The following is a 20,627-nucleotide window of genomic DNA, read 5'->3' as shown; positions in this document are numbered from 1 at the left end:
AATGGAAGTGATTACTTTATCCTATCCTCTAACAACGTTAGATGAGCGCTTTCGAGGCAAGCCGATTTCTCTTGCGATCGGCCATTTCGACGGTGTTCATCGCGGTCATCAGAATGTTATCAGGCATGCCGAGGCGGTTGCGAGAGAGAACGGGATGCTGTCGGCAGTCATGACCTTTTCCCCGCATCCAAAAGAAGTGCTGGGTCACGGAGATCAATATTTCAGCTGCTTGACGCCGCTTGGGAAGAAGACGGAGCTGCTTGACGAGCTCGGTATCGATCTTATGTTCGTCATGCAGTTCGATCTATCCTTCGCGGCTGTTAAGCCCGAGCAATTCGTTGATGAAGTGCTGCGCCCGCTCGGAGTCAAGCATACGGTAGTCGGCTTTGACTTCACATTCGGGAACAAGGGACTCGGCAATGCGGAGCTGCTTAAGGAGCTATGCAAGGACGATATCGAGGTTCATATTGTAGAGCCTCTATACGAGCAAAGCGTAAAGATCAGCTCAACCTACACCAGACAATCTCTGGAGCAAGGCGAAGTGATGATGGCTACGACATTGCTTGGAAGGCCGTACGAGGTTTCCGGCATGGTTGTACATGGAGACGGAAGAGGCAGAACCATTGGATTTCCGACGGCGAACCTGGAGCTTGACGGTCCTTATGTCGCTCCAAGGCTCGGGGTATACGCAATTACAGCCTGGATCGACGGGGTCAAGCATAATGGAGTGCTCAATTTCGGCATGAAGCCGACCTTCAACAAGAAGACGGTAATGCCGGTGATGGAAGCTCATTTGTTCGATTTCGGCGAGGATATCTACGGCAAGTCGATCAAGCTTCAATTCAAGGATTTCATCAGACCCGAGCAGAAATTCAATTCAATCGCGGAATTGATCGAGCAAATCGGCAATGATTCGGCCAAGGCGAAGCAATTGCTCGAGGAAGCCCAGAAGCTTCCTCGACAAACCTGAGATGGGTATGGTATACTAGTCGACGTTATGAATGTACAAGGAACCTTAGCTTGGTTGTTCGGTCTCACCGCCGGCAACGTGGCTAACGGCGATTATGAAGAAGGAGGTGAACAAGGATGGCAATCACACAAGAACGCAAAAACGAGCTGATTGAGACGCATAAGACTCATGCCAGCGATACAGGATCCCCTGAGGTTCAAGTCGCTATCCTTACGGAGAACATCGTTAACCTGACTCAGCATTTGCGGGAGCATAAGAAGGATCATCATTCCCGCCGCGGTTTGCTGAAAATGGTCGGTCAACGCCGTAAGCTGCTCGCGTATTTGAAGAACAAAGATGTTAAACGCTACAGCGCATTGATTGAAAAACTCGGCCTTCGCCGCTAAAAACATGCGTTTGAGAAAAGCAACCTGGTCATCCTGCCTTCCAGATATACTGGATTTGGGGATTCGGGTTGCTTTTTGCAATAGAAAAAGGAGGGATTATGGTTCATGCATAGTATTGAAATGTCATTAGGCGGCAGACCGCTCATTCTTGAGACAGGCCGTCTGGCAAAACAAGCGAACGCTGCAGTAACCGTGCGCTACGGCGAAACGGTTATCTTGTGCACCGTTACCGCTTCGACGGAGCCGAAGGATCTTGATTTCTTCCCGCTGACCGTCAATTATGAAGAGCGAATGTACGCGGTTGGTAAAATTCCAGGAGGCTTTATCAAACGCGAAGGAAGACCAAGCGAGAAAGCGATTCTGTCAAGCCGTTTGACGGACAGACCGATTCGTCCCCTGTTCCCGGAAGGCTTCCGCAATGATGTTCAAATTGCCAATATCGTGATGAGCGTGGATCAGGAGTGCTCGCCTGAGATTGCGGCCATGATCGGCACATCCGCGGCGCTTACCATTTCCGATGTGCCGTTCGACGGACCGATCGGCGGCGTTATCGTCGGACGCGTGGACGGCGAGTTCGTGATCAATCCAACTTCCGAGCAGTCCGAGAAATCCGATGTCTACGTCGTGGTAGCCGGTACCAAGGACGCGATCATGATGGTTGAGGCCGAAGCGAATGAAGTGGAAGAGACCGTCATGCTTGAAGCGATTATGTTCGGCCATGACGCGATCAAAGGCATTGTCGCGAAAATTAATGAATTGCAAGCCATTGCAGGCAAAGAAAAAATGGCGGTGAAGCTACATACAGTCAACGGTGATGTGAACGCGCAGGTTCGCGCCTATGCTTCCGCGCAATTGACGGAAGCGATCAAGATAGCCGAGAAGCATGCGAGACAGGAAGCGATCGACGCAGCAAACAGCGACACGGTTGCGCATTTCGAAGCGCTGCTGGCGGACAAGCCCGAGCTGATCGACGATGTGAAGGAAGTGCTCTATGACATTGTCAAGGAAGAAGTAAGAAGGTTGATTACGCATGACAAGATTCGTCCCGACGGACGCGCATTGGACGAGATCCGTCCGATTGAGTGCGATGTGTCGATTCTGCCGCGCACGCATGGCACAGGACTGTTCACTCGGGGACAAACCCAAGCGCTTAGCGTATGTACGCTTGGAGCGATGGGAGATGTTCAAATTCTTGACGGAATCGCGCCGGAAGAAACGAAGCGGTTCATGCATCATTACAACTTCCCGCCATTCAGCGTAGGCGAGGCTCGTCCGCTGCGTCCTCCGGGCCGCAGAGAGATCGGTCACGGCGCTCTTGGAGAACGCGCACTGTCCAAGGTTATTCCTTCGGAAGCGGACTTCCCGTATACGATTCGCCTCGTTTCCGAGGTGTTGGAATCGAACGGCTCCACTTCGCAAGCAAGCATTTGCGCGAGCACGCTGGCAATGATGGACGCTGGCGTACCGATTAAAGCTCCCGTTGCCGGCATTGCCATGGGGCTGATTAAAGACGGCGAGCATTTCTCCATTCTGTCTGATATTCAAGGCATGGAGGATCATCTTGGCGATATGGACTTCAAGGTTGCGGGAACGGCAGAAGGCGTGACGGCCATTCAGATGGACATCAAGATTGACGGCATTGACCGCAGCATTCTGCAGCAAGCTCTCGAGCAAGCCCGTCAAGGTCGTATGTTCATCCTGGGCAAGATGCTTGAGGTCATGAATACGCCTCGAACCTCTCTGTCGAAATATGCGCCAAAAATTGTGACTTTGCGCATTAATCCGGATAAAATCCGCGATGTCATCGGAGCCGGAGGCAAGATTATTAATAAGATTATCGAAGAAACCGGCGTTAAAATCGACATCGAGCAGGATGGCATGGTGTTTATCGCTTCTTCGAATGAAGAGATGAACCAAAAAGCGAAATCTATAATTGAAAACCTTGTGAAGGAAGTCGTTGTCGGCGAGATTTACCTCGGCACAGTGAAGAGAATCGAGAAGTTCGGTTGCTTCGTGGAAATTCTTCCAGGCAAGGACGGGCTGGTTCATATTTCCCAGCTTTCAACGGAACGAGTGGCGAAATGCGAGGATGTCGTAAAAATCGGCGATCAGATTACCGTGAAGGTTACGGAAATCGATCAGCAGGGCAGAGTCAATTTGTCGCGCAAGGTGCTTCTGACGCCTGAAGTGCCGACTCAATCCTAAGCAAGCAACAATTCTCCAACCATAGGAAAGACAGTGAAGAGCCAGAGTACCTCTGTCTCTTTTTTTATTCCAAGAATGGTTTGGCACACCGAGTATCCCCCCATTCCCAGCATAATCTTGTCCTTCTCTTCATATAGTTGATCAAAGACGCTTGCAGGAGGTTGCGCTCCGCAGGCTCAGGGCTATGTTGGGAGTGGATGAAACAATGAAGCTGCGGAAGGCATCGGTTATCGCCGCGAGCATTCTCATGCTGCTTGTATTCGTGCAAATGAACGGGGACATAAGAGCATTCATCGCGACGGTCAAAGCAAGAGACGCAACATACGCGTTCGGCCCTCCTTCGCTGACGGAGGCTGAGAAGGACGAGCTCTACAAGAAAATCGTCGCGCATTCGGAGGCTGTGAGCATCTCTCCCGTCAATGCTCGAATCGATCGTGTCTGGCATGCGATTCCCGGCTACAACGGATTGACGGTCGATATCGAGAAGACTTATCGGGATGCCTTGAACGCTCCGCGCTCTAAACCGATTGTGTATCATTATCAAGAGGTGGAGCCGAGGATTAGGCTTGACGATTTGGGAGCGCAGCCGATTTATCGGGGAAATGAACAGAAGAAGATGATTTCATTCATGATCAATGTCGCCTGGGGCAACGAATATCTGGATGCGATACTTGATACGCTTGAACGAGAAGATGTGAAGGCGACATTCTTCCTCGATGGCAGTTGGCTGAAGAAAAACGTGGAAACGGCCGAGAAAATAAAAGCAGCCGGGCATGAGCTTTCAAATCATGCGTATTCGCATCCCGATATGAAAAGCTTGAGCAGAAGCGAGCAATATGCTCAAATCGCAAAAACGGAGAAGCTTCTGAAGGAAAAGCTTCAGGTGGACAACAAATGGTTCGCCCCGCCCTCAGGCTCCTATAATGGAGCAACTGTGCAAATCGCGAGGGAGCAGGGACTGAAGACGGTGCTGTGGACGATCGACACCGTTGACTGGATGAAGCCGTCTCCTGCATCAATCGTGAAGAAAATCAACGCAAAGCTCGAGCCTGGCGCTCTCATTCTCATGCATCCCACCGCGTCTTCAAGAGACGCGCTCGCGGGCATGATTGAAAGCGCGAAGGCGAAGGGGTATCAAATCGGAACAGTTAGCGAAACGCTGTCTTCGGCAAGAGAGCATCCTCTTGTTGAGGGAGATAGCTGATTCTGATATAGTGATAACATTCCAATCATACAACGATTCAGGAGGTCGCTTGGTGAACAAATACACGCTTAGTAACGGATTGCGCATCGTGGTCGAGAATATTCCAACCGTTCGTTCAGTAGCCTTCGGCATTTGGGTGAAGACGGGTTCAAGATACGAGACCCTGAAGAACAACGGCATATCTCATTTTATCGAACATATGCTCTTCAAAGGAACCGAGAAACGGAGCGCGAAGGATATCGCCGACTTGTTCGACGGGATCGGCGGCAATGTCAATGCCTTCACAGCGAAGGAATACACTTGCTATTTCGCCAAGGTGCTTGACGAGCATCTGCCTATCGCGGTGGACGCTCTCTCGGATATGTTTTTCCACTCTCAGTTCGATGAAGAGGAGTTAACGAAAGAGAAAAACGTCATACTCGAAGAAATCGCGATGTATGAAGATACGCCGGATGACCGGGTGCATGATGAAGCTTCTCGCGCGGCATACGGTGAGCATCCGCTCGCCTATTCCATTCTTGGCTTGAAGGACCGCTTGATTGCAATGGGTCCGGATAACCTGAGAGCTTATATGAAGGAGCATTATACAATCGAAAACACGGTCATCAGCGTGGCAGGCAATGTCGAAGAGACGAAGCTGCTTGAGATGCTGGAGAAACATTTCGGAGGCTTTCATGTTCATTCCTCGCCTGCAAGTCCTATCGTTCCCGAGTTTAACGGCGAATACATATTCTTCAAGAAGAAGACGGAGCAGAATCATATCTGCTTATCGTTTCCCGGCTGCTCCAACACCGACTCCAAGCTTTATGCGATGATTCTGCTCAACAACGCGCTCGGCGGAGGCATGAGCTCGAGATTGTTTCAGGAAATCAGGGAGCAGCGCGGACTTGCTTACTCCGTCTATTCCTATCATATGGGCTACGCGGATTCCGGGCTGTTCACGGTCTACGCAGGCACCGCGCCGAAGCAGACCAAAGAGGTGCTGGAATTAACGCTGGAGCAGTTGAACGAGTTGTCGGTAAAGGGGCTGGAGGAGGAAGAATTGCTGCGTGGCAAGGAGCAGCTTAAAGGCTCGCTGATTCTTAGTCTCGAAAGCACTTCCTCACGCATGAACCGCATCGGCAAGAATGAATTGATGGTAGGACGTCACTATAATTTGGATCAACTATTGGAACGCATTGAATCGGTGACGATGGATGATGTTCGCGAGGTTACGAAGCGAATGCTCGCGAAGCCTTATGCGGTTGCAATGGTGGGAAGCTCAGATAAGGACACAGCAAATCTCAGGAGGGATCGTTTTGTACCAGGTATTGTTTAAACGCTTAGGCGGCAATGAGGATATGCAGTTGCCGAAGAAAATGTCGGAGCTTGCGGCAGGCTTTGATCTTCAAGCGGCTGTTGCCGAACCGATTGATTTGCAGCCGGGGGAGAGAATGCTTGTTCCTACCGGCTTCGCGATGGCGATGCCAAGCGATTTGGAAGCGCAAATTCGCCCGCGCAGCGGCCTTGCATACAAGCACGGCATTACATGCCTTAATTCACCGGGAACGATCGACGCGGATTATCGCGGCGAAGTGAAGGTGCTTCTTGTGAATTTGGGCAACGCGCCGTTTACAATTACCAGAGGCGAGCGAATTGCTCAAATGGTGTTCGGCGTGGTGCCGTCCGTTCGAATCGAAGAAGCCGAGGAGCTTCCGGATACGATTCGAGGCGCAGGCGGCTTCGGGCATACAGGAGTCTAGGCTGTTCGGGAGGATGAGACAGATTAGGACAGCGTGAACAGCATATATGCGGCGACAGACCGGGGCGAGCCCCGGTCTTTTTTTGTTGCACATTCCTCACCCGATGATAGGCAGCGGCATAAGATGAATCTATACCTAAGTTGCAGAAAGGAGTGAAGCCTAATGCTGACAGGCGTTCACGTGCTTCTGCTCGGCGGCGATGCCAGACAGCTCGAGGTCATCAAGAAGCTGAGCGAGCTTGACGCGGCAATCACGGTATGCGGCTTCGACGGATTGCATTCTCCTCCTCAGGGAGCTGTGCAAGCGACTTTCGACGAATCGTTATTCGAAGGCGTTGACGCATTGCTGCTTCCCGCTGTTGGAACGGACGATAACGGATTGATTCATACGGTTTTCAGCGATGGAGAGCTTAAGCTGACAGAGAAGCATTTCACCCATCTTCCCGAGCATTGCGTTGTATATACGGGAATGGCCAAACCTTATCTAAAGCATCTTTGCCAGCAAAGAAATTTGAAGCTTGTAGAGCTGTTCGAGCGCGATGACGTTGCGATCTACAATTCCATACCGACTGCTGAGGGCGCATTGATGATGGCGATCCAGAACACGGATATTACGATTCACGGCTCCGCCTGCGTCGTTCTCGGCTTCGGCCGGACCGGATTTACAATGGCTCGCACATTGCAGGGAATAGGGGCTAAAGTCAAGGTCGGGGTCAGGCGCTCCGAGCATTATGCGCGCGCCGCCGAAATGGGCTACGAGCCTTTCTATACGGGCGTTTTGTTGCAGAATGCGAGCAATATTGACTTGCTTTTTAATACAATTCCGACTATGATAATCACAGCGCAAATTATAGCGAATTTACCCTCGCGGGCAGTCATCATTGACCTTGCTTCCAAGCCGGGCGGAACGGATTTCCGCTTCGCAGAGAAGCGAGGAATCAAGGCGATGCTTGCTCCCGGACTCCCCGGAATCGTCGCTCCCAAAACAGCTGGTCGGATTATAGCGGAATGCTTGGGACAGTTGATTATGGACGAAACGATAAAGCGGGGGAATGGGATATGAATTGGAACGGAATTACGGTAGGCTATGCCTTGTCCGGCTCGCATTGCACGTTTGCGGAGGTTATGCCGGAAATCAAGCGTTTCGTCGATGCTGGAGCGAAGGTTGTGCCTATTGTTTCGAATACGCTGATTACGACGGATACCAGATTCGGAACGGCCAAAGAATGGCAGGAGCAGTTGACGGGCATAACCGGCAACGAAATTATTTCGACGATCGTGCAAGCTGAGCCGCTTGGTCCATCCAAGCTATTGGATGTGCTTGTCATAGCGCCTTGCACGGGAAACACGACAAGCCGATTGGCGAACGCCATTACCGACAGCGCGGTGCTGATGGCTGCCAAGGCGCAGATGAGGAACAGCAGACCGGTCGTGCTCGCGATCTCGACGAATGACGGTCTGGGGCTGAATGCGGCGAATATCGCGAAGCTGCTGGTTGCGAAGAATATCTACTTCGTGCCGTTCGGCCAAGACAATCCCCTGCAGAAACCGAATTCTCTGGTTGCCAGAATGGATATGGTCATGGAAGCATGCGAAGCAGCGCTTCAAGGCAGACAGCTTCAGCCTCTATTGATCGATCGTTCCCAATCCTGACGCGGGCTCATCATTATGCGAATTCTTGTACAGAAATTCGGGGGAACGTCGCTGTCAACGGATGAAGCGCGAGACAAGGTCATTCATCATATTTCGAGGGAGAAGGACAAAGGCTATGCCCTCGTTGTAGTTGTGTCGGCGATGGGGAGGCAAGGCGATCCTTATGCGACGGATACGCTGCTGCAGTTGGTCAGGGACGATCATCACAGCTTGCCGCCGCGTGAGACGGATATGCTGCTTGGCTGCGGCGAGCTCATATCGGCGGCAGCGTTATGCGCCAAGCTGATTGAACGAGGCATGCCGGCTGTCGCTTTCTCCGGCGGTGCCGCAGGCATTATGACGGATGAACAATTCGGAAGCGCTCGAATTAAGCGAATAGATCCGGAACGAATCTTGACGCAATTGCAGCTTGGCAAGATTGTCATCGTTGCGGGCTTCCAAGGGATGACCTCGCTAGGAGAGGTGACAACACTCGGACGCGGCGGAAGCGATACGTCCGCCACGGCTCTTGGCGCGGCCTTGCATGCAGAAATTGTCGATATTTACACAGATGTGAACGGCATTCTTACTGCGGATCCTCGAATCGTTAGCGAAGCGAGGCCTTTGTCTGTTGTCAGCTATGCCGAAATTTGCAATCTTGCCAGACATGGAGCGAAGGTGATCCATCCAAGAGCAGTCGAGATTGCGCAGCAAGCGCGCGTTCCCGTGCGCGTCAGATCGACCTTCTCCGACGAGCCCGGCACTCTGGTGACAGATCGCGGGAAGGTCCGGGATGAGCTTGTGCTTCAGGATCGTCATGTGACGGGAATTGCGCATGCTGCCGGCTTGACGCAAATATCCGTTGCCGCGAATGATGGTCGGAGCGATATGCAGTTGCAGGTGTTCCAGACGATGGCGAAGCATCATATCAGCGTCGATTTCATCAACGTGACGCCAAGCGGAGCGGTATTCACCGTCTATGATCGGGATGCGAAGGAAGCAGTACGCTTGCTGGAACATGCAGGACTTAAGCCTGCTGTCGTAGCAGGCTGCGCCAAGCTTTCCGTAATCGGCGGGGGCATGAACGGTGAACCCGGCGTTATGGCGCGTATCGTGGAAGCATTGACGCAGCAAGGCATTCATATTCTGCAATCGGCCGATTCCAATACGACGATATGGGTATTGGTGCGGGAGGAGGACATGGCTCCCGCGCTTCGAGCCTTGCACAGCAAATTCGATCTGCATTTATAACTTGTAATTCCACCCAGTTTTTATAAAGAAAAAATAAAATTATAATTATACTACGAAATCATGCTGATGATGCTGGTTTTGCGCTGCAAAACCTTCTAGGAGGAGTAACGATGGAATTCGGAAGATTAATAACCGCGATGGTTACGCCGTTCGACGCGGAAGGACATATTGATTGGCAAACGACGGAGAAGCTGATCGATTATTTGATCGATAATCAGAAGAGCGACAGTTTAGTCGTCTCCGGAACGACCGGCGAGTCGCCTACTTTGACAGAGGACGAGAAGCTGGATCTGTTTCGATTTGTCGTGAAGCATGTCGACGGGCGTTGCAAGATCATTGCCGGCACGGGCAGCAATAATACAGCTCATTCCATCCATCTGACCAAGGCCGCGGAGGAGTGCGGCGTAGACGGTATCCTGCTCGTAGCTCCATACTATAACCGTCCTTCGCAGGAAGGTCTGTATCTGCATTTCAAAGCGATAGCGGAATCAACTTCTCTTCCGGTTATTCTGTATAACGTGGAAGGCAGAACGGGCGTGAATATATCAGCGGTGACAACGTTGAGGCTTGCTCAGATCGAGAATATCGTCGCGACCAAGGACTGCGCTTCGCTCGATCAATTGACGCAAATTATCGCTCAGGCGCCGGAGGGCTTCAAGGTGTACAGCGGCGATGACAGCGCGACTCTGCCTGCGCTTGCAATTGGCGGGTACGGCATCGTGAGCGTTGCCAGCCATATTATCGGCGCCGAGATGAAAGCGATGATCGAAGCCTACCTAACAGGTCAGCATGAGCGCGCCGCGAAGCTGAACGGGGAGCTCTTTCCGATCTTTAAGGGATTATTCCAATGCCCGCATCCCGTGCCGAATCCGGTGGCCGTCAAGTACGTTATGGGTCTCAAAGGATTGCCGGTCGGCGGAGTCAGACTTCCGCTAGTCGACGTGAATGACGCCGAAGCCAGATTTCTCCATGATCTTATTCACCGTATTTAATAATCGCCCGATGAACAGCCGATGCTCCTCGCATCGGTTTTTTTGTTGCGGGAAAGCTAATAAATATGCGATTTAAGGGTTTGACTTGTGTTTACTCTTTTTGATCATGTATAATGAGGACAAGTGACTGGGTGCGGCAATAGAATAGCAATGGATGAAACCGTCAGAGCGGCATCTGACGTTAATAACCAATACGCATATTTTGCAATGTACAATAGGAAGGCTTTTTGTGGAAAAAACGAAAATTTATAGGAGGTATAGATACACTTGTCTAAGAAGAACAACCAAGATAAGCTGCTCATCTTTGCACTAGGTGGAGTAGGCGAGATCGGAAAAAATATGTATGTCATTCAATACAACAATGATATTGTTGTCGTTGATTCGGGGCTTAAATTTCCAGAGGAGGACATGCTCGGCATTGATATTGTCATTCCCGACATCTCCTATCTTACGGAGAACCGCGACAAGGTTCGAGCCATTCTTATTACACATGGACATGAAGATCACATCGGCGGACTGCCTTATGTGCTCAAGCATCTGAATGTGCCGATCTATGGCACAAAGCTCACTTTGGGCTTAATCGAAGGGAAATTGAAGGAAGCGGGCTTGCTTGGCGAGACGAAACGCATTCTCATCAACGCGGATTCCGAGCTCCAGCTTGGATCGATTCGCGCAAGCTTCTTCGCTACCAATCACAGCATTCCGGATTCTGTAGGCGTATGCTTGGACACGCCTGAAGGAACGGTCGTGCATACAGGGGACTTCAAATTCGATCATACGCCCGTCAACGATCAATTCGCTGATTTGCAGCGTATCGCTGAAATTGGAAGTCGCGGCGTACTTGCTCTGTTATCGGACAGCACCAATGCGGAGCGCCCTGGCTACACGCCATCCGAGAGCAATGTCGGCGAAGAGCTGGAAGATATTTTCCGCAAATCCTCGCAGCGCGTTGTGGTGGCGACATTCGCATCGAATGTTCATCGGATTCAGCAAATTGTTAACGCTGCAATCGCAACCCGCCGCAAAATTGCAGTAATCGGACGCAGCATGGTCAACGTAGTTGGCATTGCTTCCGAGCTTGGCTATCTGAATATTCCTGAGGGGATGATCATTGAGCCGGAGGAAGTGAACAAGCTGGCTGCAGACCGCGTTGCCATTCTGTGCACGGGAAGCCAGGGCGAGCCGATGTCCGCGCTGACGCGAATGGCTCGTTCCACACACCGGAAGGTGGATATATTGCCGGGAGATACGGTAATCATTGCCGCTACGCCGATACCTGGCAATGAACGTTACGTTGGACGCACAGTAGATGAATTGTTCCGTTTGGGAGCGAATGTCATCTATGGACCGGGCTCCGTATCCGGCGTTCACGTCTCGGGTCACGGAAGTCAAGAAGAGCTTAAGCTGATGCTGAATTTGATCAAACCGAAGTTTTTCATTCCCATTCACGGCGAATACCGCATGCTTCGCCAGCACGCCAAGCTGGGAGAAGCAATCGGAATCGAGAAGGAGAATATCTTCATTGTCGATAACGGCGATACTGTCGAATTCCAAGGCGGCAACGCGCGCAAAGGCTCCAAGGTACAAGCGGGGAATGTGCTCATCGATGGTTTGGGAGTCGGCGATGTAGGAAACATCGTACTTCGCGACCGCAAGCTTCTGTCGCAGGACGGCATTCTGGTCGTCGTGGTGACATTAAGCAAGCAGGACGGAACCATTATGTCCGGTCCGGATATTATTTCAAGAGGTTTTGTCTACGTAAGGGAATCCGAAGGCTTGCTCGATGAAGCGAACCGGATCGTATCCTCTACGCTGAACAAGCTCATGAACGACAAGGTTAACGAATGGGCTTCGCTCAAAACAAATGTGAAAGACGCTCTGGGACGTTTCCTCTATGAGCAAACACGTCGCCGTCCAATGATATTGCCGATTATCATGGAGGTATAAGGCTTGTAACCCATCACGAAAGCAATCGCTTTTATATCCTGCATACGCGGGGTGTGAGAGCGATTTTTTTTTTGCCAAGAGCAGAATAATTTAGGGCGCCGTCCCCATACTATGACGAGTGAACTGCGAATAGGGGGAATGGTCATGATTTCGACCAACGAACGGATAAACGGAGGTCGCTCCGAGCAGCCTGATCCAGGCGGCGATGAGAAGAAAAAGGCAAGCGCGGCGATCGAAAGCATCGGGCAACTGGGCACGACAGGCCCTCCAGTGCCGGCGGAGTCCAATATATTCTGCATGTCGATTATTGGACAAGTGGAAGGCCACATGATTCTTCCTCCCCAGAACAAAACGACAAAATACGAGCATGTTATTCCGCAGCTTGTCGCTGTCGAACAAAATCATAAAATCGAAGGCGTGCTGATTGTGCTGAATACGGTAGGAGGCGATGTCGAGGCGGGGCTTGCCATAGCGGAAATGATTGCTTCACTGTCCAAGCCGGCGGTTACGCTTGTTCTCGGAGGGGGGCATTCCATCGGTGTGCCGATTGCGGTTGCCGGCGACAAATCCTTCATCGCAGAATCGGCAACGATGACCATACATCCCATACGTCTTAACGGAATGGTAATCGGGGTTCCCCAGACGTTCGAATATTTGGACAAGATGCAGGAGAGAGTGGTGCGCTTCGTTATTGCGCATTCGAATATCAAGGAGAGGAAGTTCAAGGAGCTTATGTTCAAAACCGGAGAGCTGGCCAGAGATATCGGAACGACAGTGATTGGTCCCGATGCGGTCAAGCATGGCCTGATCGACGAGATGGGCGGACTTGGCGATGCGCTGCGCGCTTTGTCGCAATTAATCGATCATCGCAAGGCAAGCGCGCTGGAAACGGAAGAGGGGAGCGAAGAAAAATGACCTTATATACCGCCGTTCCATTCGAGCTTGTCTTTCAGGGCTACGATCAAGAGCCTGAGCAGTTGCATGAAATCAGCACGGGGGGCATTCGCATGCAGATCGTCGCGGTTGCACCGGGAATCGGGCGTATCGTAAGGCTGCTCGAATGCAGATTAGACGATTATTTGCGTCCCGAACTCGCTCCGGGAACTTTGATTCATTATTCCGGGGCAGAGGAGCGCAATCGCGAAGGCCAAGGATGAAATCTTCGACCCAAATCCTGGTTTGTGCTATAATGAGAAACCAGAGGTGACGGAATTGGCGAAGAAAAGAAAACGAAAAAAATCCATTGGCGCTCAATTAAAATATGAGGTTTACGGCATTCTGCTCATCACTATTTCCATTATCGCGATGTCAGGCGAGGCAGCTGTTGGACGCGCATTGTCCAAGCTGTTCGGGTTAGTGCTGGGCAAGTTTTATTTTGTGCTTGCGCTTGTCGGCATTTATGTCGGATTGCATGTCATGGTCAAGCGAGCCTGGCCGAAGGGCTGGACAAGCCGGCGAACCGGACTGCTCATTCTCGTGCTTGCTTTAACGCTCAGCAGCTCCATATCGGAAATTAACGCAAGAACGGAAGGACTGGATAGAAGCAATCTAACCGGGGGAATGATTCTGCGGGCATTAAGCGATGATCTTCAGACCCAGTTAATTACGGTGGCGCCCGAAGACGATGTCAGGATCGGGAGCAAAACGATAAGCGGAGGTTATGCGGGAGCGATTCAATATTCCGTCTTGTTCATGTTGTTCGGCTATTATGGCGCTTATATCTTAAATTTCGTCATGTATGCGATCTCTATTCTATTGATAACAGGAAAGTCCTACGTCGAGTTGCTTGGGCTGTTCAAGAAACGGCTTCTCCATATGCTGAAGCTGCTCAACGCCAAGCGAAATAAACGGCGCTCCAGAAGGCTTGCTATCGCGGCCGCGCAGAATGAAGCTCCTGAACCCGATGACGGGGATGTAATCGATGATGATATCGACTACATGCCGGAGCCTCCAAAGAAAAGAAAGTCGTTGTTCTTCTCTTGGAAGCATGACCGGCATGAGGAGCCAGAGGAAGTGCCTCATGACGAATGGGCTCTTGCGAATGACGGGGATGATTTGTCTTCCGGGCCGACCCCGGCTTGGAAGAGCGATTTGAACGATTCAACTCAGGATTGGGAGCCTTCCGGCCTTCCAGAACGGAATGAGGCAGCAAGGAAGGACAGGGATGAGCTTGATCGTGCCTGGGATGCTGAAGCGATGGATGGCTTAACGGAAGCCGGGATACATAACGAATTTCCAATTGCGGACGTAGCTGGAGAAAACGCCGAACAAAGCGTTATGGCTCAGTATGGCGAGCAACGGGATGAGATCCCTGAGCTTATCGATAATCACCTTGGGAACGTTCAGTACGGCGAAGAATCGGAGGACGAAAGAAGAGAAGATTCCGAGCAAGGCACTTCTAATCGCTTGCTGGATTCGGATGCTCTCGTTCAAGGAGATTCGTTCGATTCGGAGGAATCGGCTCCCAGAAGACCGATGGAGAGCGAAGAGGAATCGGGGGAGAAGGAAAAACCTTATTATTTGCCGCCCTTCACCTTGCTGCAGAAGCCGAACGGTCTTGCGAAAGCGGCTGACGCCTCCGATATGTTCGATTCCCGGCGGAAGCTTGAAGCTACCTTGGAAAGCTTCGGCGTAAGAGCGAAGGTGCTCGATGTTGTCAGAGGACCTGCGGTTACGCGCTACGAGGTTCAGCCTGCGAGCGGCGTGAAGGTCAGCAGGATTGTCGGTCTGACGGATGATATCGCGCTTGCCCTTGCAGCCAAGGATATTCGAATGGAAGCACCGATTCCGGGCAAATCCGCAATCGGCATCGAGGTGCCGAACATGGAGGTATCGATGGTCACGATGCGGGAGGTCATGGAAACGCCGGCTTTCCAAAATTCGTCTTCCAAGCTGTCCATCGCCTTCGGCCGGGATATTGCGGGGCAGACCATCGTCGGCAATCTGGCGCGCATGCCCCATCTTCTGGTAGCCGGCGCAACGGGGTCAGGGAAATCCGTGTGCATCAACGGCATTATTACAAGCATTCTGTACAAGGCGAAGCCGGATGAAGTCAAGTTTCTGATGATCGATCCCAAAATGGTCGAGCTCAACGTTTATAACGGCATTCCCCATCTGCTTGCGCCAGTAGTGACAAATCCGAAGAGAGCGTCGCTCGCGCTTAAAAAAATCGTGGTCGAGATGGAGAAACGCTATGAGTTGTTCTCGAAATCGGCTACCCGTAATATTGAAGGGTATAATGCGCTGATGGCGGAAAATCCCGCGGCCGTTCTTCCTTATATCGTTGTTATTGTGGACGAGCTTGCCGACTTGATGATGGTCGCCGCCAACGATGTGGAGGATTCCATCGCGAGACTGGCCCAGATGGCGCGCGCCGCGGGGATTCATCTTATCATTGCGACGCAGCGGCCGTCCGTCGATGTCATTACCGGTGTAATCAAAGCGAATATCCCGTCCCGCATTGCATTCGGCGTGTCATCCCAAGTCGATTCCAGAACGATTCTGGATATGGCGGGCGCTGAGAAATTGCTGGGAAGAGGCGATATGCTGTTCCTGCCCGTCGGCATGTCGAAGCCAATCCGTGTGCAGGGAGCGTTCCTGTCGGATCAAGAGGTTGAAGCTCTTGTTTCTTATTCCAGAGATCAAGCCGAGGCGGAGTACAAGGAAGATCTCGTCCCGGAAGTAGACGAGGAGTCGCAGAACGAGGATATGCAGCTTGATGAATTGTTTGATCAAGCCGTTCAGATCGTCGTCGAAGCTAAGCAAGCTTCTGTATCGTTGCTGCAGCGAAGAATGAGAATAGGGTATACCCGAGCCGCCCGTCTTATCGATCAGATGGAAGCTCGTTCCGTGGTGGGGCCGTATGAAGGCAGCAAACCTCGCGAGGTGCTCATGACGATGGAGCAGTTCCAGGCAACCAAGATAAGCTCGTAATTTCGCCGACCGAAGAGATTTGCATAGAAATAGGGAGGATTTCTCATACTAAAGTCAGGCAACGCTTCCTAAAGTTGATGTGAACAACTTTAGGAAGCGAACTAACTTGTATGAGAAAGGCAGATCCCTACATGAAAAATCGATTGATCATGTACACTTCAATAATTATTCTGCTGTTCGCAACGTTTCCGATCATGAAGGGCATGATTGGCGACACGGCAGAAACTTTCAGCAACGCAACGCTCACTGTGGGCTCATCCGGCCAGGATGTGACTGAATTGCAGGGGCGGCTAACGTATCTTGGCTATTACAATGGCGGGATTGACGGCGTATTCGGTTCAAAGACGAGAGGCGCGGTCACCTGGTTTCAATGGAAGTTCGGCTTGAAATCAGACGGTGTAGTCGGAGCGAAGACGAAGCTGAAGCTGTATAATGCTTCAAAAGATTGGCAGCCTGGGGCAAACACGTCGAGCGGCGCGGGCTCTCAAAGCGGGAGCGGGAACGGCGGGAGTTCAGGGAGCAATCTCCCCTCCTCGAGCAATCTCGGACTTTCGGATAACGATCTGCAGATTATGGCCAATGCCGTATACGGAGAATCTCGCGGAGAGCCGTATGAAGGTCAGATCGCCGTGGCAGCCGTCATTCTGAATCGAGTCAAATCACAGCAATTTCCGAATACGGTGTATGGCGTAATCTTTCAGGCGGGCGCTTTCACGGCGGTTGCCGACGGTCAAATTTATCTGACGCCGAACGAGACAGCCAAAAAAGCGGTTAAGGACGCGTTGCAGGGTTACGATCCGACGGGCGGATGTCTCTATTATTTCAATCCGGAAACCGCAACCTCGAAGTGGATTTGGTCGAGGCCGCAGGTGAAAACAATCGGCAAGCATATTTTCTGCATGTAAGGCGTAAAAATAGTTGATTCCAATTGCAAAAACATGGGAAGCTAGGGAGAAGCAGCCGATTCTGCGAATAGCAGCAGTGGTTGCTTCTTCCATTTCCAATGCGTTAAAATGAAAAAAACGGATGCCGGAAAGGAGCTAATCGAGTGACTCAATTTGAAAGAGGAAATCAGCAGCGCATTCGACTGCATGTGCTTCCTACAAAACGTTTCAAAACGTTTGCCATTTCGTTGTTCGCAGGAATTCCGCTCGACGAGGAGTCGGTCACTTCAACCGCTCTCATTCCTTTCGTGCTTCGCAGAGGCACGGCGAATACGCCGGAAACGATTGCGTTTCGCGAAAAGCTCGATGATATGTATGGAGCAGGCTTCGGCTTCGACGTCTACAAACGCGGCGATTCGCAAATCATACAATTCCGCATGGACGTCATTAACGATCAATTCGTTTCATCCCAAAGCTCTTTGTTGAAGGCCGCCATCAGTTTTTTGGGCGATGTTGTCGCGAATCCATGTCTGGAGAATGAAGGATTCAGAGAGAAGTATGTGGATGCGGAGAAGCTGACTTTAAAAAAACGGCTTGAAGCGATTAAGAACGACAAGATCAGATACGCGGCGGAAAGATGTCTCGAGGAGATGTGCGCGGACGAACCCTACCGGCTGCATCCGCTTGGAAAGCTCTCGGAGATTGAAGCGATAACGCCGCAATCGCTGTATGCGCAGTATAAGCGTTGGCTGGATGAAGCGGCGCTCGATCTGTATATAGTGGGCGATACGTCCATGGCTGAGGTGCAAGAATGGGTTCGAGAAGCTTTCACACTTAAATCGGGAACGCCGTCGGACTATAAAGCTCCTGATGTGACCCACGCCGTGAAGGAAGTGAAAACGGTCGTCGACCGGATGGAGGTCAGCCAAGGCAAGCTGAATATGGGGCTTCGCACCGGAATAGGCTACGATGACCCGCTGTATCCTGCTGCATTGATGTATAACGGCATTCTCGGCGGATATCCGCATTCGAAGCTGTTTCTTAACGTTCGCGAGAGGGAAAGTTTGGCTTATTACGCAGCCTCCAGACTGGATGGTCATAAGGGCATTTGCACGATTCAGTCCGGCATTGAATTCGCGAATTACGAGAAGGCTGTTCAAATTATAAAAGAACAAATGGACGATATGCTTGCCGGAAAGCTGTCCGATCTCGAAATGAATCAGACAAAAGCGATGATTTCGAATCATCTGAGAGAGCTTCAGGATTCGGCGTACGAGATGATTAGTTATGATTTCAACAGTGTGTTGACGGGCAAACACAGATCGGCGGAAGATTTGCTCGCGCAGGTTAACGCTGTTTCGACGAAGGATATTATTGCTGTCGCCGAGAAGGTACAGCTTGACACCATCTACTTCTTGCGCGATCGAAAGGAGGCGTAAGCCATGGAAACCTTGCAATATCCGAATGTTCAGGAAACCTTGTACCGCGAGGTGCTGCCGAACGGCTTGGAGGTTATCGTGCTTCCTAAGGACGGCTTCCAGAAAACCTATGCAACCTTCTCCACGAAATACGGCTCGGTGGACAATCGTTTTGCGGTAGGAGGAGAAGAGCTTCAGCAGGTTCCGGACGGCATTGCGCATTTCCTTGAGCATAAAATGTTCGAAGAGCCGCAGGGCGATATTTTCGCCGTATTTGCTTCGCAAGGCGCATCCGCCAACGCGTTCACCTCATTCGATCGAACCGTATATTTGTTCTCCGCGACAGAGCAAATCAGCGAGAATTTGGAGACGCTTATTAATTTCGTTCAAAATCCATATTTTACAGACGCTAACGTGAACAAGGAAAAAGGGATTATCGAGCAGGAAATTAATATGTACAAGGACAATGCGGATTGGCGCGTTTACTTCGGATTGATCGATGCGATGTATCACAAGCATCCCGTTCATATTGATATTGCGGGAACGGTCGAGTCGATTTATGAAATCGACAAGGAAACGTTGTACAAATGCTACGAAACCTTCTATCACCCCTCCAATATGCTGCTCTTCGTTGTGGGCGGCGTGAATGCGGATGAAGTGATGGAACTCGTAAGAGTCAATCAAAGCAAAAAAACATTCCAGCGTCAGGGCGAAATCAAACGTGATTTCGATCAAGAGCCGGCCGCTGTCAAAATTCCGCGCAAAATAGCCAAGCTTCCCGTTTCCCTGCCGAAATGCATGATTGGTTTCAAGGACAAGAAGGTTGGCTTAGAAGGAGAAGAACTGCTGCGGCAAGAAGTAACGACCAAGCTGATGCTGGAAGCGCTGATGGGCGGCAGCTCGAAGCTCTATCAAGATTTGTACGAACAGGGATTGATTTCCGACTCCTTCGGCCATGAATATAATTCGGCGACGGAATACAGCTTTTCGGTTTTTGGCGGCGATACCCCGAATCCGGATGATCTGATCGAGAAGCTGAAAGCGGCGATAGCGGAATGCGCTGCCGTCGGGATTAACCAAATCGCCTTCGAAAGAGCGAAGCGCAAAAAGATCGGCAGCTACCTTCGCATGCTGAACTCGCCGGAAGCCATAGCGGGCGAATTCACAAGATACAGATTCCGCAACAGCGATATGTTCGATGTGCTCTCGCTGTACGAAAACTGTACGCTTCAACAGGTTAACAATCGTTTGGCTGAGCATTTCGATCCTGAACAGATGGCTGTATCGATTGTTCAGGAATGAAGACGCTGCAGGAAACGACCGTACTGATAACCGGTGGAAGCCGCGGCATAGGCGCGGCGATCGCGAAGCGATTTGCGGCAGAAGGCGTCAATATTGTTATTCATTATTTGGAATCGCATGAACGGGCGAATGAAACGGCAAGGGCTTGCATGGCTATGGGAGCGAATGTGATGACCATGACCGCCGATTTGCGTTCGAAGGAGCAGCTGGAGCGCATGCGCGATAAGCTTGACGCGCATGGCTTCAAGCCGGATATTCTCGTTAACAACGGAGGCATCTCGCATTACGGGATGCTCTCCGAGGTGTCCGAGCAGGACTGGGACGATGTGATGGCGGTCAACCTGAAAGGCATGTTTCTTTGCTCGCAGCTATTCATGCCGTATATGGTCGGACAGCGCTACGGTCGCATCATTAACGTATCCTCGGTCTGGGGAAATGTCGGAGCCTCCTGCGAGGTGCTGTATTCCACAACCAAAGGAGGCATGAACGCGTTCACGAAGGCGCTCGCCAAGGAGCTTGCTCCGAGCGGCATCACTGTCAATGCGGTTGCTCCCGGCGTGGTCGATACGCTTATGATGAGCGGCTTCGATTCGAAGGAGAAGGCCGCCTTGCAGCAGGAAATACCCGCGGGCCGATTCGGTTCTGCCGAAGAAGTGGCCAGCCTGGTTTATTTTCTGTCGCTGCCGGAATCATCCTACATAACCGGCCAAATTATTAGTCCAAACGGCGGTTGGCATACATGATCAGGAATCCACACGAATA

18 protein-coding genes are annotated in these 20,627 nt (G+C 51.3%); all 18 read left to right on the top strand.

The genetic code is table 11. The features are described from left to right. Window position 1 precedes the first annotated feature (1 nt). The 18 genes from HFP08_RS19110 (at window position 2) to ymfI (ending at window position 20,608) form a co-directional block, all read left to right on the top strand. Window positions 2-970 carry a bifunctional riboflavin kinase/FAD synthetase gene (locus HFP08_RS19110; protein WP_168122207.1) on the top strand — a complete coding sequence of 323 codons (969 nt, stop codon included), beginning with the start codon at window positions 2-4 and terminating at the stop codon, window positions 968-970. Between the two features lie 116 nt (window positions 971-1,086). Continuing rightward, on the top strand, window positions 1,087-1,356 hold the full coding sequence (gene rpsO, locus HFP08_RS19105; protein ID WP_028561387.1) for a 30S ribosomal protein S15: 270 nt from the start codon (window positions 1,087-1,089) through the stop codon (window positions 1,354-1,356). Between the two features lie 105 nt (window positions 1,357-1,461). After that, a complete protein-coding gene (pnp, locus tag HFP08_RS19100) occupies window positions 1,462-3,561 on the top strand; it encodes a polyribonucleotide nucleotidyltransferase (RefSeq protein WP_168122206.1) in 2,100 nt (699 codons plus the stop codon). 205 nt (window positions 3,562-3,766) lie between these two features. After that, entirely contained in the window at window positions 3,767-4,765 is a 999-nt protein-coding gene (locus HFP08_RS19095; protein WP_168122205.1) for a polysaccharide deacetylase family protein, read from the top strand. A gap of 52 nt (window positions 4,766-4,817) precedes the next feature. Further along, window positions 4,818-6,083: a M16 family metallopeptidase gene (locus HFP08_RS19090; protein WP_168122204.1), complete on the top strand. Its 1,266-nt coding sequence runs from the start codon at window positions 4,818-4,820 to the stop codon at window positions 6,081-6,083. A 22-nt stretch (window positions 6,084-6,105) separates the two neighbouring features. Then, window positions 6,106-6,507 carry a dUTP diphosphatase gene (dut, locus tag HFP08_RS19085; RefSeq protein WP_240941596.1) on the top strand — a complete coding sequence of 134 codons (402 nt, stop codon included), beginning with the start codon at window positions 6,106-6,108 and terminating at the stop codon, window positions 6,505-6,507. A gap of 162 nt (window positions 6,508-6,669) precedes the next feature. Next, window positions 6,670-7,569: a dipicolinate synthase subunit DpsA gene (gene dpsA / locus HFP08_RS19080; RefSeq protein ID WP_168122202.1), complete on the top strand. Its 900-nt coding sequence runs from the start codon at window positions 6,670-6,672 to the stop codon at window positions 7,567-7,569. Next, window positions 7,566-8,159, top strand: coding sequence for a dipicolinate synthase subunit B (locus HFP08_RS19075; RefSeq protein ID WP_168122201.1), 594 nt, complete (start codon window positions 7,566-7,568; stop codon window positions 8,157-8,159). The genes dpsA and HFP08_RS19075 overlap by 4 nt, the downstream gene beginning before the upstream one ends. A gap of 15 nt (window positions 8,160-8,174) precedes the next feature. Beyond that, a complete protein-coding gene (dapG, locus tag HFP08_RS19070; RefSeq protein ID WP_168122200.1) occupies window positions 8,175-9,389 on the top strand; it encodes an aspartate kinase in 1,215 nt (404 codons plus the stop codon). Between the two features lie 110 nt (window positions 9,390-9,499). Then, complete coding sequence (dapA, locus tag HFP08_RS19065) at window positions 9,500-10,381, top strand: 4-hydroxy-tetrahydrodipicolinate synthase (RefSeq protein WP_168122199.1); 882 nt, start codon at window positions 9,500-9,502, stop codon at window positions 10,379-10,381. Window positions 10,382-10,648: 267 nt separating this feature from the next. Continuing rightward, window positions 10,649-12,328 carry a ribonuclease J gene (locus HFP08_RS19060; protein WP_168122198.1) on the top strand — a complete coding sequence of 560 codons (1,680 nt, stop codon included), beginning with the start codon at window positions 10,649-10,651 and terminating at the stop codon, window positions 12,326-12,328. Between the two features lie 144 nt (window positions 12,329-12,472). After that, window positions 12,473-13,243: a ClpP family protease gene (locus tag HFP08_RS19055; protein ID WP_168122197.1), complete on the top strand. Its 771-nt coding sequence runs from the start codon at window positions 12,473-12,475 to the stop codon at window positions 13,241-13,243. After that, entirely contained in the window at window positions 13,240-13,485 is a 246-nt protein-coding gene (locus tag HFP08_RS19050; protein WP_168122196.1) for a YlzJ-like family protein, read from the top strand. The genes HFP08_RS19055 and HFP08_RS19050 overlap by 4 nt, the downstream gene beginning before the upstream one ends. Before the next feature lie 55 nt (window positions 13,486-13,540). After that, window positions 13,541-16,261, top strand: a complete 2,721-nt coding sequence (locus HFP08_RS19045; RefSeq protein ID WP_168122195.1) for a DNA translocase FtsK — start codon at window positions 13,541-13,543, stop codon at window positions 16,259-16,261. 131 nt (window positions 16,262-16,392) lie between these two features. Beyond that, window positions 16,393-17,166 (top strand): spore cortex-lytic enzyme, encoded by a 774-nt coding sequence (gene sleB, locus HFP08_RS19040; RefSeq protein WP_168122194.1) that lies wholly within the window; start codon window positions 16,393-16,395, stop codon window positions 17,164-17,166. Between the two features lie 143 nt (window positions 17,167-17,309). Further along, window positions 17,310-18,584, top strand: coding sequence for an EF-P 5-aminopentanol modification-associated protein YfmF (gene yfmF / locus HFP08_RS19035; RefSeq protein WP_168122193.1), 1,275 nt, complete (start codon window positions 17,310-17,312; stop codon window positions 18,582-18,584). 3 nt (window positions 18,585-18,587) lie between these two features. Next, a complete protein-coding gene (gene yfmH / locus HFP08_RS19030; protein ID WP_168122192.1) occupies window positions 18,588-19,865 on the top strand; it encodes an EF-P 5-aminopentanol modification-associated protein YfmH in 1,278 nt (425 codons plus the stop codon). Next, the gene (ymfI, locus tag HFP08_RS19025) at window positions 19,862-20,608 is read left to right on the top strand and encodes an elongation factor P 5-aminopentanone reductase (RefSeq protein ID WP_168122191.1); all 747 of its coding nucleotides are present in this window, start codon (window positions 19,862-19,864) and stop codon (window positions 20,606-20,608) included. Before yfmH ends, ymfI begins: the two co-directional genes overlap by 4 nt. The last annotated feature ends 19 nt before the right edge of the window (window positions 20,609-20,627 follow it).

The organism is Paenibacillus sp. HB172176, from assembly GCF_011947265.1.
GTDB lineage: Bacteria > Bacillota > Bacilli > Paenibacillales > Paenibacillaceae > Pristimantibacillus.
The sequence above is the reverse complement of the archived record's forward strand: the minus strand, read 5'-3'. Positions and strand labels throughout refer to the sequence as shown.

Bases quoted from the DNA above. Each gene is read 5' to 3' on its own strand.
- HFP08_RS19110 (WP_168122207.1), top strand. From the start codon at position 2: ATGGAAGTGATTACTTTATCCTATCCTCTAACAACGTTAGATGAGCGC.
- rpsO (WP_028561387.1), top strand. From the start codon at position 1,087: ATGGCAATCACACAAGAACGCAAAAACGAGCTGATTGAGACGCATAAG.
- pnp (WP_168122206.1), top strand. From the start codon at position 1,462: ATGCATAGTATTGAAATGTCATTAGGCGGCAGACCGCTCATTCTTGAG.
- HFP08_RS19095 (WP_168122205.1), top strand. From the start codon at position 3,767: ATGAAGCTGCGGAAGGCATCGGTTATCGCCGCGAGCATTCTCATGCTG.
- dut (WP_240941596.1), top strand. From the start codon at position 6,106: ATGCAGTTGCCGAAGAAAATGTCGGAGCTTGCGGCAGGCTTTGATCTT.
- dpsA (WP_168122202.1), top strand. From the start codon at position 6,670: ATGCTGACAGGCGTTCACGTGCTTCTGCTCGGCGGCGATGCCAGACAG.
- HFP08_RS19075 (WP_168122201.1), top strand. From the start codon at position 7,566: ATGAATTGGAACGGAATTACGGTAGGCTATGCCTTGTCCGGCTCGCAT.
- dapG (WP_168122200.1), top strand. From the start codon at position 8,175: ATGCGAATTCTTGTACAGAAATTCGGGGGAACGTCGCTGTCAACGGAT.
- dapA (WP_168122199.1), top strand. From the start codon at position 9,500: ATGGAATTCGGAAGATTAATAACCGCGATGGTTACGCCGTTCGACGCG.
- HFP08_RS19055 (WP_168122197.1), top strand. From the start codon at position 12,473: ATGATTTCGACCAACGAACGGATAAACGGAGGTCGCTCCGAGCAGCCT.
- HFP08_RS19050 (WP_168122196.1), top strand. From the start codon at position 13,240: ATGACCTTATATACCGCCGTTCCATTCGAGCTTGTCTTTCAGGGCTAC.
- sleB (WP_168122194.1), top strand. From the start codon at position 16,393: ATGAAAAATCGATTGATCATGTACACTTCAATAATTATTCTGCTGTTC.
- yfmH (WP_168122192.1), top strand. From the start codon at position 18,588: ATGGAAACCTTGCAATATCCGAATGTTCAGGAAACCTTGTACCGCGAG.
- ymfI (WP_168122191.1), top strand. From the start codon at position 19,862: ATGAAGACGCTGCAGGAAACGACCGTACTGATAACCGGTGGAAGCCGC.